This window comes from Sphingobacterium sp. xlx-130 (assembly GCF_011007405.1).
In the GTDB taxonomy this organism is placed as follows: domain Bacteria; phylum Bacteroidota; class Bacteroidia; order Sphingobacteriales; family Sphingobacteriaceae; genus Sphingobacterium; species Sphingobacterium luzhongxinii.
The window spans coordinates 547,430-565,714 of record NZ_WFKN01000005.1; the positions used below are offsets into that span (position 1 = coordinate 547,430).

The 18,285-nt window shown below is 38.1% G+C and carries 24 protein-coding genes; 14 read left to right on the forward strand and 10 right to left on the reverse strand.

The window, feature by feature from the left end; genetic code table 11:
• The first annotated feature begins 6 nt into the window (after positions 1–6).
• The 3 genes from G7B18_RS11260 to G7B18_RS11270 are packed head-to-tail and all read left to right on the forward strand — an operon-like array spanning position 7 to position 2,270.
• Positions 7–462: an SPOR domain-containing protein gene (locus G7B18_RS11260; RefSeq protein WP_164110049.1), complete on the forward strand. Its 456-nt coding sequence runs from the start codon at positions 7–9 to the stop codon at positions 460–462.
• A gap of 12 nt (positions 463–474) precedes the next feature.
• A complete protein-coding gene (locus G7B18_RS11265; RefSeq protein ID WP_164110051.1) occupies positions 475–1,665 on the forward strand; it encodes a M20 family metallopeptidase in 1,191 nt (396 codons plus the stop codon).
• Between the two features lie 41 nt (positions 1,666–1,706).
• The gene (locus G7B18_RS11270) at positions 1,707–2,270 is read left to right on the forward strand and encodes a thiamine diphosphokinase (RefSeq protein WP_164110053.1); all 564 of its coding nucleotides are present in this window, start codon (positions 1,707–1,709) and stop codon (positions 2,268–2,270) included.
• Here G7B18_RS11270 and G7B18_RS11275 read toward each other — a convergent pair.
• On the reverse strand, positions 2,267–3,568 hold the full coding sequence (locus G7B18_RS11275; protein ID WP_164122606.1) for a M20/M25/M40 family metallo-hydrolase: 1,302 nt from the start codon (positions 3,566–3,568) through the stop codon (positions 2,267–2,269). The two genes, G7B18_RS11270 and G7B18_RS11275, sit on opposite strands and share 4 nt — an antisense overlap.
• A 207-nt stretch (positions 3,569–3,775) precedes the next feature.
• Between G7B18_RS11275 and G7B18_RS11280 the strand changes: the two genes are divergently transcribed.
• From G7B18_RS11280 to G7B18_RS11295, 4 genes are all read left to right on the forward strand, one after another.
• Complete coding sequence (locus tag G7B18_RS11280; protein WP_164110056.1) at positions 3,776–4,090, forward strand: rhodanese-like domain-containing protein; 315 nt, start codon at positions 3,776–3,778, stop codon at positions 4,088–4,090.
• 256 nt (positions 4,091–4,346) lie between these two features.
• On the forward strand, positions 4,347–5,765 hold the full coding sequence (locus tag G7B18_RS11285) for a Glu/Leu/Phe/Val family dehydrogenase (protein ID WP_164110059.1): 1,419 nt from the start codon (positions 4,347–4,349) through the stop codon (positions 5,763–5,765).
• 34 nt (positions 5,766–5,799) lie between these two features.
• Positions 5,800–6,102: a hypothetical protein gene (locus G7B18_RS11290; RefSeq protein ID WP_164122608.1), complete on the forward strand. Its 303-nt coding sequence runs from the start codon at positions 5,800–5,802 to the stop codon at positions 6,100–6,102.
• Positions 6,099–6,329: a DUF6358 family protein gene (locus G7B18_RS11295; protein WP_164110063.1), complete on the forward strand. Its 231-nt coding sequence runs from the start codon at positions 6,099–6,101 to the stop codon at positions 6,327–6,329. The genes G7B18_RS11290 and G7B18_RS11295 overlap by 4 nt, the downstream gene beginning before the upstream one ends.
• 51 nt (positions 6,330–6,380) lie before the next feature.
• On the opposite strand, the gene gcvT is transcribed toward G7B18_RS11295, so the two are convergent.
• The 6 genes from gcvT to G7B18_RS11325 form a co-directional block, all read right to left on the reverse strand.
• Entirely contained in the window at positions 6,381–7,460 is a 1,080-nt protein-coding gene (gene gcvT, locus G7B18_RS11300) for a glycine cleavage system aminomethyltransferase GcvT (RefSeq protein WP_164110065.1), read from the reverse strand.
• Positions 7,461–7,643: 183 nt separating this feature from the next.
• Positions 7,644–8,474, reverse strand: a complete 831-nt coding sequence (locus tag G7B18_RS11305; RefSeq protein WP_164110067.1) for a DUF6929 family protein — start codon at positions 8,472–8,474, stop codon at positions 7,644–7,646.
• Between the two features lies 1 nt (position 8,475).
• Entirely contained in the window at positions 8,476–9,159 is a 684-nt protein-coding gene (locus G7B18_RS11310) for a pseudouridine synthase (RefSeq protein WP_164110069.1), read from the reverse strand.
• A complete protein-coding gene (locus G7B18_RS11315; RefSeq protein WP_164110071.1) occupies positions 9,159–9,527 on the reverse strand; it encodes a DUF4359 domain-containing protein in 369 nt (122 codons plus the stop codon). Before G7B18_RS11315 ends, G7B18_RS11310 begins: the two co-directional genes overlap by 1 nt.
• An 83-nt stretch (positions 9,528–9,610) precedes the next feature.
• On the reverse strand, positions 9,611–10,102 hold the full coding sequence (locus tag G7B18_RS11320; protein WP_164110073.1) for a DUF4112 domain-containing protein: 492 nt from the start codon (positions 10,100–10,102) through the stop codon (positions 9,611–9,613).
• 1 nt (position 10,103) lies between these two features.
• A complete protein-coding gene (locus G7B18_RS11325; protein WP_164110075.1) occupies positions 10,104–10,823 on the reverse strand; it encodes an SIMPL domain-containing protein in 720 nt (239 codons plus the stop codon).
• A 132-nt stretch (positions 10,824–10,955) separates the two neighbouring features.
• On the opposite strand from G7B18_RS11325, the gene G7B18_RS11330 reads away from it, so the two are divergent.
• Positions 10,956–11,147 carry a cold-shock protein gene (locus G7B18_RS11330; protein WP_079642953.1) on the forward strand — a complete coding sequence of 64 codons (192 nt, stop codon included), beginning with the start codon at positions 10,956–10,958 and terminating at the stop codon, positions 11,145–11,147.
• 78 nt (positions 11,148–11,225) lie between these two features.
• Here the strand turns inward: G7B18_RS11330 and G7B18_RS11335 are convergent, their stop codons facing one another.
• The gene (locus G7B18_RS11335) at positions 11,226–11,720 is read right to left on the reverse strand and encodes a DUF805 domain-containing protein (RefSeq protein WP_164110078.1); all 495 of its coding nucleotides are present in this window, start codon (positions 11,718–11,720) and stop codon (positions 11,226–11,228) included.
• Between the two features lie 83 nt (positions 11,721–11,803).
• A complete protein-coding gene (recO, locus tag G7B18_RS11340) occupies positions 11,804–12,526 on the reverse strand; it encodes a DNA repair protein RecO (protein ID WP_164110080.1) in 723 nt (240 codons plus the stop codon).
• 308 nt (positions 12,527–12,834) lie between these two features.
• Here recO and rpmB point away from each other — a divergent pair, with 308 nt between their 5' ends.
• From rpmB to rimO, 5 genes are all read left to right on the forward strand, one after another.
• Positions 12,835–13,068 (forward strand): 50S ribosomal protein L28, encoded by a 234-nt coding sequence (rpmB, locus tag G7B18_RS11345; protein ID WP_021069554.1) that lies wholly within the window; start codon positions 12,835–12,837, stop codon positions 13,066–13,068.
• Positions 13,069–13,141: 73 nt separating this feature from the next.
• The gene (gene rpmG / locus G7B18_RS11350; RefSeq protein ID WP_002998409.1) at positions 13,142–13,324 is read left to right on the forward strand and encodes a 50S ribosomal protein L33; all 183 of its coding nucleotides are present in this window, start codon (positions 13,142–13,144) and stop codon (positions 13,322–13,324) included.
• A gap of 49 nt (positions 13,325–13,373) precedes the next feature.
• Positions 13,374–13,535, forward strand: a complete 162-nt coding sequence (locus G7B18_RS11355; protein ID WP_164110082.1) for a DUF4295 domain-containing protein — start codon at positions 13,374–13,376, stop codon at positions 13,533–13,535.
• 211 nt (positions 13,536–13,746) lie between these two features.
• A complete protein-coding gene (ftsY, locus tag G7B18_RS11360) occupies positions 13,747–14,715 on the forward strand; it encodes a signal recognition particle-docking protein FtsY (RefSeq protein ID WP_164110083.1) in 969 nt (322 codons plus the stop codon).
• A 168-nt stretch (positions 14,716–14,883) separates the two neighbouring features.
• The gene (gene rimO / locus G7B18_RS11365) at positions 14,884–16,218 is read left to right on the forward strand and encodes a 30S ribosomal protein S12 methylthiotransferase RimO (protein WP_164110086.1); all 1,335 of its coding nucleotides are present in this window, start codon (positions 14,884–14,886) and stop codon (positions 16,216–16,218) included.
• 34 nt (positions 16,219–16,252) lie between these two features.
• On the opposite strand, the gene G7B18_RS11370 is transcribed toward rimO, so the two are convergent.
• Positions 16,253–17,077, reverse strand: coding sequence for an N-acetylmuramoyl-L-alanine amidase (locus G7B18_RS11370; protein ID WP_164110088.1), 825 nt, complete (start codon positions 17,075–17,077; stop codon positions 16,253–16,255).
• 117 nt (positions 17,078–17,194) lie between these two features.
• Between G7B18_RS11370 and rlmN the strand changes: the two genes are divergently transcribed.
• On the forward strand, positions 17,195–18,247 hold the full coding sequence (gene rlmN / locus G7B18_RS11375) for a 23S rRNA (adenine(2503)-C(2))-methyltransferase RlmN (protein WP_164110090.1): 1,053 nt from the start codon (positions 17,195–17,197) through the stop codon (positions 18,245–18,247).
• Positions 18,248–18,285: the final 38 nt, after the last annotated feature.

The following is an 18,285-nucleotide window of genomic DNA, read 5'->3' on the forward strand; positions in this document are numbered from 1 at the left end:
AAAATAATGTTGAATAAAGGGTTGATTTTGGGTTTCGTTCTAGGGACAATGGTATTGTCTGCTAAAGCACAACAAACTGGTGTCGTGGAAGTGTCTAAGGATACGCTGATATCCATTTTGCAGAGTTTCAGAGCAGAACATGAAATCAACCCAACAACAACACGCAGTATTAGTTTAGGACCAAAGGTTGTCGATAAAAGTAAAGCAACTCGTGTCAAGAAAAGGGGATTTCGTGTACAGATATACTCCGGCTCAAATAGAAATGAAGCCTATGCTGTCCAAGGTCGGTTTAAGAACCAATATGCAGATATGGACAGTTACATCAACTACGATGAACCTAACTATAGAGTAAAAGTAGGTGATTTTACAAGTCGATCCGAAGCGAATAATTTTATGCGTGTCTTAAGGAACCAATATAGTAATGTTTTTGTTTTTCAAGAAGACATTTGGGTTTGGGAATAAATCTGTCCAGTTATGAGTAATCTCAAGCATGATATTCAACAGTTGGCAAAAGCTTTTTTTCCAGAAACTGTTGATATACGCCGTCATCTTCATCGTAATCCAGAGCTTTCGTTTGAGGAATTTGAAACCGCTTCATTTATAAAGAAGACTTTATCAGATCTTGGCATTAGCTATCAACCTATGGCCAATACTGGGGTTGTGGGGCTTATTAAGGGAGAATTGCCTTCTGATAAAGTTATCGCTTTGCGCGCAGATCTGGATGCTCTTCCTATCACAGAAGTAGAGGGCCGGTCTTATGGTTCACAACGACCGGGTATTATGCATGCTTGTGGACATGATGTACACACCTCTTCGCTATTAGGGGTTGCGAGAATCTTACAAGAGTTGCGGCCTTATTTTGGTGGTACGGTGAAGTTAATATTTCAACCCGGAGAAGAAAAGCTTCCGGGCGGAGCTTCTTTGATGATTAAGGAAGGGGTATTACAGAATCCTGATGCTGCGTCTATTATTGGTCAACACGTGATGCCTTTTATTGAAGTTGGTAAGGTTGGATTTAAATCCGGGCAGTACATGGCTTCTACGGACGAACTTTATATGACAGTCAAAGGTAAAGGAGGTCATGGAGCTCACCCACATCAAAATATAGATCCTATTGCTATTACAGCTCAAATTATAACCGCTTTACAACAGGTGGTAAGTAGATATGCAGATCCGAGAATCCCAACGGTATTGTCTTGGGGAAAGATCGTGGCTAATGGAGCAACGAATATTATTCCAAATGAGGTTTATTTGGAGGGAACTTTTCGTACCTATGATGAGAAATGGCGCGAAGGGGCACATCAGCGAATGACGAACATCGCCACTGGGATAGCGGAAGCTATGGGAGCTACTTGCGACTTTGAGGTACGCAAGGGTTATCCTTTTTTGACTAATGATCCGACGTTGACAAAGAAATCAAGGACCCTTGCCGAAGAGTATTTAGGAAAAGAGAATGTTGTTGATTTGGAGCTTTGGCCCGCAGGTGAGGATTTTGCATATTATTCACAAGAGATTCCTGCTTGTTTTTATCGACTAGGTACAGGAAATGTGGGCAAAGGAATTAATTCGGCGGTCCACACATCTACATTTGACATTGACGAAGATGCTTTGGAATTGAGCATCGGTTTGATGGCTTATATCACGATTGGGGAACTGAATTCTTAGTCTTTGGAGCCCTCCTAATTTATGTGCTAACTTCTTAAGAAATGTCTTCACACCATATCGTACGGGAGAATCAGGAGCCTGCGCTTCTAATCCAAGACTTTAAAGCTTTGGATAGGGAAATGTTGGATCAACTTTTAGAGTGGTCTCCCACTATTATTGTTGATGAATGTGCCGTAGATTTTCTACTTGCAGACGAAATAAAAATAGATGTTATTTTTTCTAGAAATACCTCTATCTTAATTCAGGAGCAGACGAAGGTGTTTCCTCTTGGGAATTCCTTTTTGGATAGTGCGTTCGATTATTTAATTTCTAATTCTTATTCCGCAGCGAATATCCTTTGTTCGAGTCTGGATGGTTTGGCGGATAAATGTACTACCGCAATTAATATTGTCGCTTTCTGTGACAATAGAAGGCATGTTTTTGTAAAAGGACATTATGAAAAGTGGAAGCCACAAGGAGAAAAAGTTTATGTGAATGATAAGACCGTTAAATCTTCACAAGGATTGAACCGAGTTGATCATGGTATTTTTGAAACGGCGCATAGCGGCTTCTTCCGATTGGATTTTATTTCCTCAGACTTCATTTGCCTGGGTGAAGATATCTAATCTTTAAGTTTTTCTACACGACTGGGGGTTTGAGAGCCATTAATGATACCTGTAGCCCCTATAGCTATCGCTTCAATACTTGCCTTTATATTATCAATATCTAATGTAGTGACATCGTCTTTGACCGTATGATAAAATTTATCTTTGTCAATTTGGGAAGTGGAGAAGGTATGTGCAGGTACACCTAAAGCCGCTAAAACAGCATTGTCACTGCGATAGAAGAGGTTTTGTTGTGGGTAAGGGTCTGGATAAAATTTGAATGAAGATCCCGCTAAATTCTGCTGCATGAGACTTCCTAGATTGGACCTGTCATAACCGGTTATATAAAGAGAATTTGGACCAAACTTAGCGTCCTTTCCTATCATTTCGATGTTTATCATGGCTACGACACTGTCCGCATTGATATTGTTTGAAAAATATTTGGAACCAAACATCCCAATTTCTTCAGCGGTAAAAGCGACAAAAATTAATGTTCGTTCATTATTGTTAAGGTTTTTATAATATTTTGCCAAACTGATCATTGCTGTTGTACCGGAGGCATCGTCATCGGCTCCATTAGCGATAGAGTCTGTTCCTTCGGATTTAATTATACCAATATGATCATAATGAGCGGAGAATATAACATATTCATTAGGCTTTGACTTGCCCGGAATAACTGCGGCTACATTTGAAAGAGAAATAGGTTTAATATTATTGTTGTTTATAATTTCGAAATCTTTGGTGATTTTATCCGCGACAACAAAAACTTTCGTTGCAGAGGTTCCCGTCGTAGAAACAATATTTTCTCTGTTATAGATTTTATTAAAGCGGGCTATAAACGAACTGAATGAAGGGTCTACCAGGATAATCGCATTCTCTGACGATTGGGCAAACATTCTAAAGGAGCTCGCAAAATCGTCCTTTTTAGTTATTGTATGTACGGGAATATTTGAAGAAGAATTCCAGTGAGTCTGTGCTTCGTCTCCTAGTATCAAAAAGCTATTTTCCTCTAAAACATGACCTTCCCAGATAATGGAGCTGTTTTTTTTACGCACTTGTTGCATGTAAAATGTTTGCCTATAATTATTTTCAGCATATGGGGTAAGACCAATCTCTTGGAATTCCTTTGCGATAAAATCTGCGGCTCGGTCTGCATCCTCGGTTAAGGCATGACGACCTTTCATTTCGTCCGAGGCTAGCGTATTTAAAATTCGGTCGATATAGGGTCTGTCTACAATGGCTTGGGCCGGCAACTGGCAAAAAGCAGATCCGCCAAGTAATAATGTGGACATCAAGGATACGAAAAGGATGTGTTTCATCTTTTATATTTTTAGTAGCAATGGTACAATTTAGTAAATATGCTTGATATATTTTTAGTTATGTATTCGGGAATTCCAAGCATTTTATCTAAGTTTGATCAGATCAAAATTAAAACAAAGAACTATATAAATGGTTTATATGTTGCGTAATGGTAACTGATTAAAAAGGTGTGTTAATATTAATTATTAAAGACAAATTTTATACATATGAAAGAAATTACAGTTCAAGAATTAAAATCAATGATGGATCACAATGAAGAATTTCAGTTGATTGATGTTCGGGAATCATTTGAGTATGACGTTTCTAATTTGAATGGTTTGAATATACCCTTAGCGGGAATCTTGATAGAGTCGGAAAAGGTATCTAAAGATATTCCAGTTATTATTCAATGTCGTTCAGGAAAGCGTAGCGCGCAAGCTGTTATGTTATTAGAGCAACAGGGCTTTGATAACCTGTCTAACCTCAAAGGCGGAATATTGGCTTGGAAGGAAGAGATTGATCCCGAGATGGATGTATACTAAAATAATCAATTAGAGATTATTTTGTTAAGTGTGTAAGGGGTATTCTCATGAGTACCTCTTTTGTTGTATTATTGAAGTTTGCCGTAGTATTAGTTGAGGTTATATGTTTTTTATAATGAAAATTATAAGCTTTGGGAACACAGAATGATGAATTAATAGCTTTGAGTGTCTTTTGTTGATTTTTTATTAAAAAAGCTGAAAGCCAGTGTATTCGTTTCTGTTTTTGTTAATTTTATATAACAAATTATAGACGCTTATGTCAGCAACAAATACATATAGTTTTTTCGAAGGAGTAGAGCGAAGCTTTGATAAAGCCGCTAGGTTTACTCGGTTTTCCAAAGGGATCTTAGAACAAATTAAAGCTTGTAATTCTATCCTCCGCGTAAAGTTCCCAGTTCGCATCGGCGATCAAATAGAGGTTATTGAAGCTTATAGAGTTCAACATTCTCACCACAAATTGCCATGTAAAGGAGGTATCCGTTTTAGTATGGAGGTGAATCAGGATGAAGTGATGGCGCTTGCTGCCCTGATGACCTACAAGTGTGCGATAGTGAACGTACCGTTTGGTGGCGGTAAAGGAGGTATTAAGATTGACTCATCTAAGTATAGTGTCTCTGATTTAGAACGGATAACACGGCGATATACTTCGGAGTTGTGTAAAAAGAACTTTATTGGACCGGGAATAGATGTTCCCGCTCCAGACTATGGGACGAGTGGAAGAGAAATGAGTTGGATCGTTGATACCTACTCCTCTCTAAATCCCAATGACGTTAATGCCATGGCTTGTGTTACGGGCAAACCGATCTCACAAGGAGGTGTTAGAGGTCGGGTTGAAGCGACAGGTTTAGGTGTGTTTTTCGGTATACGGGAGGCATGTTCTATTGAGGAGGACATGAAGAAGTTTGGGCTGACTCCGGGAATAAAAGGTAAAAGGGTTATAGTACAAGGTTTGGGAAATGTTGGCTATCATGCTGCCAAGTTTTGTCAAAATGCAGGGGCTATTATTGTTGGATTGATAGAATATAATGGGGCAATCTATAATGAAGAAGGTATAGATGTTGATGCTGCGCAAGCTTATCGATCTAAAAATGGATCGCTTTTAAATTTTCCGGGAGCAAAAAATATCGAAAACGCAGAAGAGGGGCTAGAGCAAGTTTGTGACATTTTGATCCCCGCTGCTTTGGAGGCTGTAGTCCATGCCGGAAATGCAGAACGTATTCAAGCAAAGATAATTGGTGAAGCTGCAAATGGACCATTGACACCAGAGGCAGATGAAATTCTTAACAAAAAGGGGGTATTGGTAATCCCCGATATGTATCTTAATGCAGGAGGAGTTACAGTATCTTATTTCGAATGGTTGAAGAACTTAAGTCATGTTCGTTATGGTCGTCTAGAGAAGAGATTTAGTGAAAATCGTTATGCAGAAATTATGAACTCTGTAGAGGATCTCACGAATAAGAAGATATCAGAGAAGGAACGTAAGCTGATTTTGAAGGGACCAGATGAAATTGATTTGGTTCATTCTGGATTGGAAGATACGATGATGGGATCCTACCAGGAGATTCGGGATGTGTGGATGAATACGCCTGGCGTTGAAGATTTGAGGACGGCGGCATTTATCTGCGCTATTAATAAAATAGGAGTTGCTTATGAAGAGCTGGGGATCTTTCCATAAACCCTGATCAAAAAAAATTTCGTATTTTCGAAGAATGAAAAATTTATTTCACCAGACTAAACAGGCATTCTATTTTAGTCTGGCTTTTTATTTATTGACGGTAGCGATGATGATGCTTAAGGCACCCTTTTCTTTGGTGTTGCTTAGTGTGTCGTTGCTAATATCTATGATATGGGTCATATTGGTGCTGCGGGAGGTAATGCTGTCTACTGGGGTGACCAATGTAGAACGTATCCTGTTGATACTTTTTGTTATTTTGACAAATATTTTAGGAGGCGTTGTGTATTTTGCATTCGTCAGAGAGCGGGTAATTGGTAAAGAAAATATAAAAAAATGAAGAAACATTTTATTTTAAACTTACTACTGAATTTAGGTATAATCTTTCTGATTATGAGTGGTGTCGCAGCTTACCAAAGCGGTAATATGTTGATCTTAGGAGCTGCTATAGCCATATCGGTGGTTTTAATCTATTTAAAGGTAGTTCTTCTTAAATATGTGAAGACAGATTTGGTGAAGCGACAGCAAGAAAAGACCGCTAAAGGTAGTAAAACGAAGAAGGGTTAATATCTAAATATTAACCCTTCTTCGTTTTTTATATGACAATATTTTAATTCCCTATTTTACAAAGGGAGGTTTTTTGACTATAGCCTTGATTTTCTGATTTCTTATATTGATATAGATATCTGTTCCTTCTTTTGTAAAGGCATTATTGACATAGCCCAAACCTACAGATTTTTTCAGTGTAGGAGATTGTGTTCCTGAGGTTACGCGTCCGATTACATTGCCTTCTATATCTACGATTTCATAATCATGACGAGGAATACCTCTTTCTATCATTTCAAAACCAACTAGCTTTTTCGGGGTACCAGCCTCTTTCTCTGCTTTTAAATTTTCAGAATTTACAAACTCCTTTGTAAATTTTGTTACCCAACCAAGACCGGCTTCTAGAGGCGAGGTGGTATCGTCGATGTCATTTCCGTATAGACAGAATCCCATTTCTAGACGAAGGGTGTCGCGAGCTCCTAGTCCGATGGGTTTGATGCCGAACGGCGCTCCTGCTTTGAAAATTGCATCCCATACAGTTCTCACATCGTCATTGGAGACGTAGATCTCGAATCCGCCAGCACCGGTATAGCCTGTCGCAGATACGATAACATTTTCAACACCGGCAAACGTTCCTTTTTGGAAAGTATAGTATTCCATGGAAGCAAGCTCTATGTCGGTAAGCGATTGTAGTGCTTCCGCAGCTTTAGGACCTTGGATCGCTAATAAAGATGTTTTGTCGGAGATATTTTTCATATCAACCCCAAAAGTATTGAACTTGCTTATCCAGTTCCAATCTTTCTCAATATTCGAGGCGTTAACAACCAAAAGATAGGTTTGATCATCCAATTTGTAAGTCAGGAAATCATCAACGATTCCGCCGTTTTCGTTTGGCAAGTAAGCATACTGTACTTTACCGTCGTATAGCTTAGATGCATCGTTAGAAGATACTTTTTGGATTAAATCCAGAGCTTTTTCTCCTTTCAAGATAAACTCTCCCATATGACTCACGTCAAAAACGCCTACAGCATTACGTACTGTTTCGTGCTCATCATTTATGCCAGAATATTGTACAGGCATATTAAAACCCGCAAAAGGGACCATCTTTGCACCTAATGATACATGCAAATCTGTCAAAGCTGTGTTTTTCATCAGAAATTAATTGTTTTTTAACGACATGAAGCTATCATGAATGGGGTGTGCATTTTCTTATTTTGCACAATTTACACCATGAAAGTTTCATTCTTTAGCTATATAAAATGTATTATTACAAAAATACTTATAAAGTTGAGATTATGGCCTTATATTTTGCAATATTGATAAAAATAGGTCGGTTTATTTTGCAACCGAGAGTTTATAGATCGTGGTTGACGTGGCTTGCTGGTCTGAATCTTCACAAAGTAGAAATGTCAACGTTGTTATGTTTTCTTGATAGCAAGAAAGTCCTTCAAATTTATGAATCCCAGAGATTGGGATAAACGAGGTTAAAGTCATTGTGTTAAAGTCTATAGTTCCAAAGAAGGATCCTCCTACTTGCCCGTCTTCATATGTTGAGTTTGTCTGTTCAATGGCCGCAATAAAGTATATTTTTTCTTCGAGCAAAATAGCATCTGTAAATGCAGGACTTCCGGCTTCTTGTTCAGGTAGTGGTATGTCTATATACCGTATAGGTGTTGAGAAGTCTTTCTTTGCTAATATGATACCGTTCTTTTTTTCAGGGCCATTACCCCTGTTAAAGAGATAGAGCGTGTCTCCATGTAAAAACGAGCCTTCAATATTGAGGTTTTCACTACTGATACCCAATTGCGCGTGTATATTTTCAGACAATGTATCGGTCGAGAAAGGTTTGGCTAAGTTGAGTGATGCGAGCGGGACTTGAAAATTTGTTGTTCTGCTGGATGTGGACATAGAGCCAAGCAGATGTAACGAATCATTGTACATGAAAATTGATTCAAAATCTAGCTTATTTTTTTTGTGTACCCTTTCATTTTGATTTGACCTATCAATTAAAAGATGTTTGTCTATTAGGTTTTGTGGGATACTGTAGGTGTAAAGATAGTTACTATCATCACAGACGATGTATAGCGTGTTTTCTTGGTAATAAATCCCTGAAGCTGCACTCAGGCCCATGATGGAGCATAATACTTCGAGGATAAGATCTTTCATGTTACAGATTTATATTTAGGATGTCAAGTACGCGTAGGAATTCAGGTTGCAAATCTGCTTTTATTTCAATGATTTGTCCAGAATGAGGATGTTGAAAAGATAGACTTGTCGCATGGAGTAACATGGTGTCCATCTCAAAACGATCTTTCCACAGTTTATTCTGCTTGTTACAGCCGTGAGGCCTATCCCCTATTATTGGGTAAAGTATGTGTGCAAAATGCCGACGTAACTGATGCATTCTTCCCGTTTCGGGGTTAGCTTCTACCAATGAATACCTAGATGTAGAGAACTTTCCATGTGGAACTTCTATCTCAGCCTGCACTAGTCGACGGAAGTGGGTTACAGCATTTTGCGAACTACCATTTTCTTTAAGTAAAGGGTAGTCAATGACTCCGCTATCCGGACAGAAGCCTCGTAATATAGCTAGATAACGTTTGTCTATTTTTTTTTCTGCAAAGAGAGATTGTGTCAGTCTATCAGTTTCTTTGTCCAGTGAAAATAATAAAACTCCCCCCGTTTTTCTATCCAAACGATGTGCTGGATAAACCGGCATACCTATTTGATCTCGTAGTTTTTGAAGGGCAAATTCACTGGTGTCGTTGGCTATTGAAGACCGATGCACGAGTAGACCATGGGGCTTGTTTACAGCAACCAAAAAATCATCTTTATAGAGAATCTCCAGCATTATAAATCTTTTAATATGCCAATTATCTCATCTGCCTTTTCATCGATTTTAGAGCTTAACCATACAGTTTTGAAGGCTCCTACCCCTATTGGAGTCTCTTTGTCTTGCCATTTGAGCCTTACGATAGAGAATAAATAATAGTTTTTTATAGAGATAGTCCGATCCATAAAATCTTGCGTGATTTTATCGCCAAATAATGTCATGCCTAGACGGACTGCATCTTGGTCTTTGTATTTTAGTTGTTTTTTGAGAATCTCTGTTGCTTTGGTTTTTATAACCTTTTCAAATTGTTCTCTAGGAGGATTTGTCAATATAGCACCCAAAATCAGGGCAAGCATGACCAGTGCAAAAATTCTCGTTTTAGACATATACAAACCTAAATAAAAAGCTTTGCTTTCACGAATTGTTGTTTGAAAAATGGCGGTAAATAGCTCTAGATCTTTACTATAATCTAGAATAGATTATGGATATAATTGATGAACCAGGCGGTGATTGTCCACATAAAGTAGAATAGGACTATACAAACGAGTAGTAATACAATGAAGATACTAATCAATAATCCTTTCGCGCTTCCTTGGTGTTTATTTTCAAAATAATGCTCACGTAGTATAACAATGTTTTTCTGATTGGCTTTATTAAAAAAATCAAAAATCTGACCAAATAAAGGAATGGAACCCCAGAATGCGTCATAAATGACATTTAGTAACATCTTTACTGCCGCTTTGGAACCGACTCCATTGCGGAGCATCACGAGAACTAGTAAAATTGAAGTCGCAAAGGCAATAAATTGACCGGCATAAGGGATTAAGTTTAATAAGGGATCCAGACCAAATCTGAATCCCCCAATATTAAATTTGTTATCTAAAATTAAAGATACACGCTCAACCCAAAGAAAGTCCTTTTTGAGTTTTTGAATACGATCTGGTTTGCGTGTTGTGCTCACGTTATTTTAATTCAAAAACACCGTCAATATAACAAGTCAATTTAATAGGACGGATATCAATGTTTAAATCACTGGACTCCATTCCCCCAGCCATATCCATATTCGCTGATTTAGCATACATTGCTCGTGGCATAGGTATCAAATCGTTGAAATTGATGCTGCTATTATCGTTGATAACCAGAGCTTTGCCAACGGACTGCCCGTCGGCCGCCGCAAGTATTTCTGCGTTTTGTCTTGCATCTTTCACTGCGAGAGTTTTTAACTCACGTTCAATTTCTCTTTTTTGAGAGTGATCGTAGCCATTAATTGATGTGCTTTGCAATCCCTGAGGGTCAATTTTTTCTAGCATACTATTTAGGCCATTTAGATTTGTAACCTTGATACGGTATTGGCGGGACTGCATTAACTCATTGTTTTTTTTCTTGTTTTCGTAATTGTAGCTATAGATGTTTTGAATAGTAAAATCTTCTTTTTTTACACCTGCTGCCATAGCTGCATCAAAAAGTTGTTTTTCTATGGTTTCTATCGTTACTTTTTTCTTCATATTACCATCCATATAAAACTCTTTGAGGCTAACAGAAAGATAAATAATGTCTGGAGTGACCTCTTTTTCGGCATATCCTTTAGTAGCTACTTTTCTGCTACTTTCTATATTTGTACTTTGCGCGTTTACCATAACGACAGAACTGATTAAAAAGAATAAAGCGATTATTTGTTTCATGAGACTATATTTCTAAAAGTTTAATACATCGATAGACAAAGAAAATGACAAAATGTTTAATATAGTTTTAAAATAAATGGTAAGTTTTTGTTTTTTATCCATTATCTTTAGAGAAATTAATAAATTAAAGTAATGCAAGAAGGTAAAGTAAAGTTCTTTAATGAGACCAAAGGTTTCGGTTTCATTGTCCCTGCATCAGGCGAGAGCGAAATTTTTGTTCACGTTTCAGGATTGGTTGACAAAGTTCGTGAAGGTGATGATGTCACTTACGAAGTTGAGCAAGGCCGCAAAGGTCTTAACGCGGTAAATGTAAAAGTTATCTAGTAGATTCTATTATATATTTATTGTGAAAAAGGCCGAAACGCTTAAAGTTTCGGCCTTTTTTTGCGCTTAAATTAACGATTATGGATTGTCGTTTCTGAACGGATTGTTCTGATTAGAGAACGGATTGTTTTGCCCCGAGAATGGGTTATTTACATCGCGTTGTCCTGCAAAAGGATCTTCGTTTTCACCACCTTTTGGATCTGCTCCATATTCATTTTGACCTTGGTCGCCTTCTTGGATGTGTAGATACAAAACATAAAAAATACCTATACAGGTAAATATCCATAGTAGATTCCATCCGGATTTGCCAACGTCGTGTAATCTTCTTATCGATACGGCTATACTTGGAATTAAAACAGCAAGTGAATAGATAGAACTCAATGTTCCGTTTTGGCTATACCAAGGCACACCTTCTGTAGGTCCGAATGTCAAGCCAAAGATCATATCGAGGGACCTCAATATGACACTACCGATAATAAAATTGAGTAAGGTAAACATCCAGTATTCTTTTCTTCTGGCACGTCCATTAAAATTTGCATAATTGTCTCTAACGACTTTTAAATACCATTCCATAGTTGTTATAATTTATTAGTAGTAAAGTTTTGTAACAAAAATATTGTTACTCAAAAATAGAGTAATTTTTTAGAACTGGAAATTTAATGGAAAATTTCTTCTAGAATCTCTAATGAGTTTACTGCTCCAAAGTTGTCCGAGTGTAGCCTGTAGAAATTGATGATTTGTTCGAGTATATATATACGATCTGCGTGTTTTATTATTAACATATGACTCTGTTCGTAGCTGCTATTGAGGATGGCACGAAATAAGCTTGTATGTGGCTCTTGTAGTACAAAGCTGTGTGCAGGTAGATTATCGATAAAACGTCCTTCCATAAGATCAAAATAAGGTTTTGATTGTGCCGTTGTACTGGGCAGATAGCCGAGGAACCGACTTAGTTTCATCAAAAAGCATAAATGAAAATTATGAATGGGCAGGTCGGTTTGATCTAACCAAAGGATAGACTGAAACACGAAATGAAACAACTGGGGGTCGGGTTGTTGGTGTCGAAGTACTTTATACAAAATTTCGTTTAAGAACAAAGCTACAGCACTTTTTCTGATATTTAATGGAATCTGTATTAAGGCGGGAGCTGGATGAGCTTCTTTGATGCGCTGTAAGGAATTGTCTTCTTTTACATACACCACCATATCCAGAAGGTGGAGCGGTTGTAGCATATTGACATGTATTTTTGCCTTAGGCTTTCGTGCGCCGTTAATTAAATAGGATTGCAAACCAAGGTTTTCTGTAAATATTTGGGTGACAATACTGCTCTCTGAGTAATTAGTTACTTTGAGTGCGATACCTTTGGTCTTTTGTAACATTAAATTTGTCGAGATATATTATGCCAACAAACTTAATTAAATTAGTCTTCTTGTCAAACTTTTGGCGACTCCCCTCCTATTTTCACATTTCTTTAAATGTGAATTGTTGAAAACTATTTTGTAGATCCAAAAGGAAAATAGTATTTCAAAACACATACCTTTGTGGGTAAAGCCTGTTTTCTATTATTTTGAAAAATAATTCTAGTCTGAATTGTTGTAAATCCAAAAAGAAATTTAGATATTTGCAAACTCTTTGCAGAGAGTGCAAAGGTGATTTGTGTAAATAGACAACATTAAAAATAAATATCATGTCAAGAATTTGTGATTTAACAGGCAAAACGGCATTAAAAGGAAATAACGTATCTCACTCGAACGTTAAGACCAAGCGTAAGTTTTATCCTAATTTACAAACCAAGCGTTTCTACATTCCTGAAGAAGATCGTTGGATTACGTTAAAAGTATCTACGTCTGCAATTAAGACAATTAACAAAAACGGAATTACTTCGGTTATCAGTAAATTTATCAAAAAAGGATACGTTTAGTAGATAACTGCCTGTTAATTAAAGATATTCATGAAATCGATCCGTCGTTGACGGATTAAAATAAAGTAAAACAATGGCTAAAAAAGGAAATAGAGTACAGGTAATCTTAGAATGTACTGAGCACAAAGAAAGTGGTCTTCCAGGTATGTCACGTTACATCACTACGAAGAACAAAAAGAACACTACTGAGCGTTTGGAATTGAAAAAATTCAATCCAGTATTGAGAAAAGTAACTGTTCACAAAGAAATTAAATAATTCATATTTGAACAAGTGTTATACTTGCTCATATTAAAAATATCATACTATGGCAAAGAAAGCGGTAGCATCGTTACAAAAAGGTGGTGGTAAAGAGTATACTAAAGTAATCATCACAACTAAGTCTGCTAAAACAGGGGCTTATACTTTCAAAGAAAGCATGGTGCACAATGACAACGTAAAAGATGTCGTGGCTGCAGCAAATAAATAAGCAGAAGATATTCCTTTTTTAAAGTTTTTCTTTAGAAAATTTAAGAGCCGTTTTGGTGCATAAGCCGAAAGGGCTTTTTTAGTATATTTGCTTTCGAAGCATGAAGAAAACGGAATGTTGAAAGCTCAAAATGCTATAAAGTACGTTACTTCTGACTTTTTAATTCTTTAACCGAGCTTAAGTTGAGCTCATCTTTAGATAATTTGTAAACATGGGGTTATTCGATTTTTTTAAGAAGAAGCAAGAGACACCTACACCTGAGGCACAAGAGGCCCTGGACAAAGGGTTAGAAAAGACTAAGGAAGGTTTTTTCTCGAAGATCACGAAGGCTGTCGTTGGTAAAGCTACGATAGACGATGATGTCTTGGACAATTTGGAGGAAGTATTGGTAACTTCAGATGTTGGTGTGACTACTACTTTAAAGATTGTAGAGCGTATTCAGCAGCGCGTTGCAAGGGACAAATATGTTGGAACGGAAGAATTAAACCGACTTTTAAAAGAAGAGATCCAAGAATTATTAGCAGAAAACAATAGCGATGATTTCCAGAATTTCGAGTATGGCAATCACAAGCCTTATGTTATTATGGTTGTCGGCGTGAATGGTGTTGGAAAGACAACTACAATAGGGAAGTTAGCTCATCAGTTGAAGGCCGCTGGAAACAGTGTGGTTTTAGGTGCGGCCGATACATTTAGAGCTGCAGCAGTGGATCAAATAAAATTATGGGGAGAGCGTGTCGGTGTGCGTGTGGTAGCGCAAGCGATGGGCTCTGATCCTGCTTCAGTTGCTTTTGATACGATAAAGTCTGCGGTATCTAATGGTGATGATGTCGCTATTATAGATACAGCTGGACGTCTCCATAACAAAGTCGGATTAATGAATGAGTTAGGGAAGATTAAGAATGTGATGCAAAAAGTCATTCCTGGTGCGCCTCATGAGATCCTATTGGTTTTGGATGCTTCCACCGGGCAAAATGCGATCGAGCAGTGTACTCAATTTACCCAAGCTACGGATGTTAATGCCTTGGCATTAACCAAATTGGATGGAACAGCAAAAGGTGGAGTTGTGATCGGAATATCAGATCAGTTCAAAATTCCTGTCAAGTATATTGGTGTGGGTGAAAAGATTGATGATTTACAGTTGTTTAATAAGAAGGAATTTGTAGAGTCACTCTTTAAGTAAGCTTCCGGGATGCCGGTTGTAAGCTTGGCATCGATTTCTCCAAGAAATATATATACGATGGCAGCCTGTAGGGGGCTTAATCGGTCTGTGATCAATGCTCAATACTATAAAGTGAGGACACTTTGGATTTCGAGCGGGCTCTGACCAGCCATAAGAGATAATAATTAAATGAAAACAAAGCAAACAAAAGCTGCAATTTCGACAGCGAGACCACGAGTTAACGTGGTTACTTTGGGCTGTTCAAAAAATATTCACGATAGTGAGGTTTTGATGGGACAATTGAAAGGTAATCAGATTGATGTCGTTCACGAGTCCAATAATATTCAAGCCAATGACATTGTCGTTATTAACACGTGTGGATTTATTGACAATGCGAAGCAAGAGTCTATAGATACAATATTACAGTTTTCCGAGCTGAAGGATCAAGGGAAGGTGAATAAAGTAATCGTTACAGGCTGTCTTTCCGAGCGCTATAAACCCGAACTTCAGACAGAGATACCGAACGTAGACGCTTATTTCGGGACGAATGATTTGCCGGATTTGTTGTCCTCTATAGGTGCAGATTATAGACATGAACTACTGGGCGAGCGTTTGTTGACGACACCTTCTCATTTTTCTTATTTTAAGATAGCAGAAGGTTGCAATAGGCCCTGTTCTTTCTGCGCTATTCCACTAATGCGGGGCAAGCATGTGTCCAAATCCATAGAAGATCTGGTGAAAGAAGCCAAATTTCTTGCTTCAAATGGCACGAAGGAACTTATTCTTATTGCTCAGGACCTGACTTATTATGGACTGGATATATATGGCAAAAGAAATCTTTCTGACCTGTTGCGACATCTTTCTGATGTGGAAGGTATAGATTGGATACGATTGCAGTACGCTTATCCATCCGGATTCCCAATGGATATCTTAGATGCGATGAATGAGCGCAGTAATATCTGTAATTATCTTGATATGCCATTGCAGCATATTACCGACAATATGTTGACTTCGATGCGTCGTGGTACGACCAAGCAGAAGCAGATAGACTTAGTAAATAAAATAAGGGATAAGGTACCTGATATTGCATTAAGGACGACATTAATCTGCGGGTATCCTGGGGAGACGGAGCAAGATTTTGAAGAAATGCTTTCTTGGGTAGAAGAGACTCGTTTTGATCGTCTGGGCTGTTTTACCTATTCACACGAAGAGAAAACCCATGCTTATAACCTAGAAGATAATGTGTCGGAAGACGTCAAACAAGAGCGCGTAGATGCCATTATGGAGGTACAGCAGGGAATATCTTATGATATCAATCAGACCAAAGTAGGAAATACCTATAAGGTATTGATCGACCGGGTAGATGGAGATTACTATATTGGGCGTACCGAGTACGATTCACCAGAAGTGGATAACGAAGTGATATTAAGTGCAAAAGATAACTATCTTAGGATAGGTGATTTTGTAAATGTCACTGTCGATCGGGCCGAAGATTTCGATCTTTATGGATCAGTCGTTAAATAAAATAGCAAGGGGCATGTAACATGCCCCTTGTTGCTTATAAGAACTTTTTAAAGATGGAGTAGAGTACCTTTAGGTCATTTTCCGTCAGTTGGGCAGTGTTTGTATCGCGTTGTATGTAATGCTGTTTAAATGCTTTAATGGAGGCATCAAGATTTTTCACATCATATCCGATCACGCGTAAAGCGAGTCGAGGGTCGAAGTTCGCTGGAACGTTTTCCAAATATTCATCATACCAGTATCCAAAACCATTATCTGCAAGGATTTTCCAGGGAAATCTAGAGGGATCGTTCTTGCGTGTAGGAGCGTAGTCCATATGTCCGATGAAATTTGCTTGGGGAATGTTATATGTTTTCTTAAGGTAAGTCAAGAGTTGTATAAGAGCTTGAATCTGTTTGTCTGTCCAAGGGTCTGTAGTGCCATTGTTGTCAAGCTCAATGCCAATCGAAGAAGAGTTTAGGTCCGTATCATTTCCCCAGCGACCTGCCCCAGCGTGATGTCCGCGGTACAAATCATTTACCATTTGTACTATTTTTCCATTTCTACCGATGACATAGTGCGAACTTACTCCTGCTTTGGCACTGTGGAATGTTTTTACGGTTTGTGCCAGCGAATCCTGAGCCGTATGATGGATCATTACGTAATTTGGTTTGCGGACACCAAAATTGATGGACCCAATCCACTCTTTGTCTATGCTTTCGATTTTTTCGAGCTGACTTCGTAAGGGAGCTTCTTTATATTGAATAGCAAATTCTTTGGCTTTTTTTTTGTATACTTTTTCTGTTGCAGCATATTTATTGGAGCTACACGAGGCAATCAGTGCTACGCCGACAATGAGGGGTATAAATAAAGACTGTTTCATTATTATTAGTTGATTTCACTGCAATATAGCAATACTAGCCAAAATTTGGCGTAATAGCTTTGATGCCGAAACAAATACTAGTGGAAAAAAGGAAAATTGACGTATCTTTGTATCGTGTTGAGTACTACAAAATTGATAGATATACGAAGTCTTTCGTTAGAACAATTGAAAGACAAGCTGGTGGAGATGGGCGAGCAAGGGTTCCGAGCGAAGCAAATTTACGAATGGATATGGCAGAAGTCTGCTGTTGATTTTGATCAGATGAGTAATTTGAGCAAGGAACTGCGGGAGAAGCTTAAAGCTGGTTTTACAATAAATTTCGTAAAAGTCAAGGAATCTCAGGTTAGTAGTGACAAGACGATCAAGAGTAGTTTTAGCCTTTACGACGGTAATATTATTGAGGGGGTTCTTATTCCTACACCCGATCGAATGACTGCCTGTGTCAGTTCTCAAGTCGGTTGTAGTTTGACCTGTAAATTTTGTGCTACCGGTTATATGGACCGTAAACGGAATCTCAATGCCGATGAAATATACGATCAAGTGGTACTGATCAGTAAGCAGGCGGAGGATAATTACGGAATACCACTCAGTAATATTGTCTATATGGGTATGGGGGAGCCACTGTTGAACTATGCTAACATGATGAAGTCTGTCGAACGTATTACTGCGCCAGATGGTTTAAACATGGCTGCTAAGCGTATTACCGTATCTACCGCAGGTATTGCCAAAATGATCAAAAAACTAGGTGATGATGAGGTTCGGTTTAATCTAGCACTCTCATTACATGCTGCTAATGATAACAAGCGAAATGAGATTATGCCCATCAACGAACAAAACTCGTTGGCAGCGCTTGCCGAAGCATTAAGGTATTACTATTCGAAGACGAAGAATCCCGTTACTTTTGAATATATTGTATTTCATAATTTTAACGATGAATTGCAGGATGCGAAAGAGTTAGCGAGATTTTGTAAGCATGTACCTTGCAAAGTCAATATCATTGAGTATAACCCGATATCCCTAGCCGATTTTGTAAATGCCGAAGCGGATAAAATTGAGACTTTTGCCAGTTATTTGCGTAGTCAAGGAGTGATAACTAATGTCCGAAGAAGCCGGGGCAAGGATATTGACGCTGCTTGTGGGCAATTGGCAATAAAGGAAAAGGCAGACTAATTCGGTTTTTCATCATATTTAGCTAAGTTTACTGTATA

What these genes read in the sequence shown, in the direction of transcription:
- G7B18_RS11260 (WP_164110049.1), top strand. Translation starts at nt 7, where the DNA reads ATGTTGAATAAAGGGTTGATTTTGGGTTTCGTTCTAGGGACAATGGTA.
- G7B18_RS11265 (WP_164110051.1), top strand. Translation starts at nt 475, where the DNA reads ATGAGTAATCTCAAGCATGATATTCAACAGTTGGCAAAAGCTTTTTTT.
- G7B18_RS11270 (WP_164110053.1), top strand. Translation starts at nt 1,707, where the DNA reads ATGTCTTCACACCATATCGTACGGGAGAATCAGGAGCCTGCGCTTCTA.
- G7B18_RS11275 (WP_164122606.1), bottom strand. Translation starts at nt 3,568, where the DNA reads ATGAAACACATCCTTTTCGTATCCTTGATGTCCACATTATTACTTGGC.
- G7B18_RS11280 (WP_164110056.1), top strand. Translation starts at nt 3,776, where the DNA reads ATGAAAGAAATTACAGTTCAAGAATTAAAATCAATGATGGATCACAAT.
- G7B18_RS11285 (WP_164110059.1), top strand. Translation starts at nt 4,347, where the DNA reads ATGTCAGCAACAAATACATATAGTTTTTTCGAAGGAGTAGAGCGAAGC.
- G7B18_RS11290 (WP_164122608.1), top strand. Translation starts at nt 5,800, where the DNA reads ATGAAAAATTTATTTCACCAGACTAAACAGGCATTCTATTTTAGTCTG.
- G7B18_RS11295 (WP_164110063.1), top strand. Translation starts at nt 6,099, where the DNA reads ATGAAGAAACATTTTATTTTAAACTTACTACTGAATTTAGGTATAATC.
- gcvT (WP_164110065.1), bottom strand. Translation starts at nt 7,460, where the DNA reads ATGAAAAACACAGCTTTGACAGATTTGCATGTATCATTAGGTGCAAAG.
- G7B18_RS11305 (WP_164110067.1), bottom strand. Translation starts at nt 8,474, where the DNA reads ATGAAAGATCTTATCCTCGAAGTATTATGCTCCATCATGGGCCTGAGT.
- G7B18_RS11310 (WP_164110069.1), bottom strand. Translation starts at nt 9,159, where the DNA reads ATGCTGGAGATTCTCTATAAAGATGATTTTTTGGTTGCTGTAAACAAG.
- G7B18_RS11315 (WP_164110071.1), bottom strand. Translation starts at nt 9,527, where the DNA reads ATGTCTAAAACGAGAATTTTTGCACTGGTCATGCTTGCCCTGATTTTG.
- G7B18_RS11325 (WP_164110075.1), bottom strand. Translation starts at nt 10,823, where the DNA reads ATGAAACAAATAATCGCTTTATTCTTTTTAATCAGTTCTGTCGTTATG.
- G7B18_RS11330 (WP_079642953.1), top strand. Translation starts at nt 10,956, where the DNA reads ATGCAAGAAGGTAAAGTAAAGTTCTTTAATGAGACCAAAGGTTTCGGT.
- G7B18_RS11335 (WP_164110078.1), bottom strand. Translation starts at nt 11,720, where the DNA reads ATGGAATGGTATTTAAAAGTCGTTAGAGACAATTATGCAAATTTTAAT.
- recO (WP_164110080.1), bottom strand. Translation starts at nt 12,526, where the DNA reads ATGTTACAAAAGACCAAAGGTATCGCACTCAAAGTAACTAATTACTCA.
- rpmB (WP_021069554.1), top strand. Translation starts at nt 12,835, where the DNA reads ATGTCAAGAATTTGTGATTTAACAGGCAAAACGGCATTAAAAGGAAAT.
- rpmG (WP_002998409.1), top strand. Translation starts at nt 13,142, where the DNA reads ATGGCTAAAAAAGGAAATAGAGTACAGGTAATCTTAGAATGTACTGAG.
- G7B18_RS11355 (WP_164110082.1), top strand. Translation starts at nt 13,374, where the DNA reads ATGGCAAAGAAAGCGGTAGCATCGTTACAAAAAGGTGGTGGTAAAGAG.
- ftsY (WP_164110083.1), top strand. Translation starts at nt 13,747, where the DNA reads ATGGGGTTATTCGATTTTTTTAAGAAGAAGCAAGAGACACCTACACCT.
- rimO (WP_164110086.1), top strand. Translation starts at nt 14,884, where the DNA reads ATGAAAACAAAGCAAACAAAAGCTGCAATTTCGACAGCGAGACCACGA.
- G7B18_RS11370 (WP_164110088.1), bottom strand. Translation starts at nt 17,077, where the DNA reads ATGAAACAGTCTTTATTTATACCCCTCATTGTCGGCGTAGCACTGATT.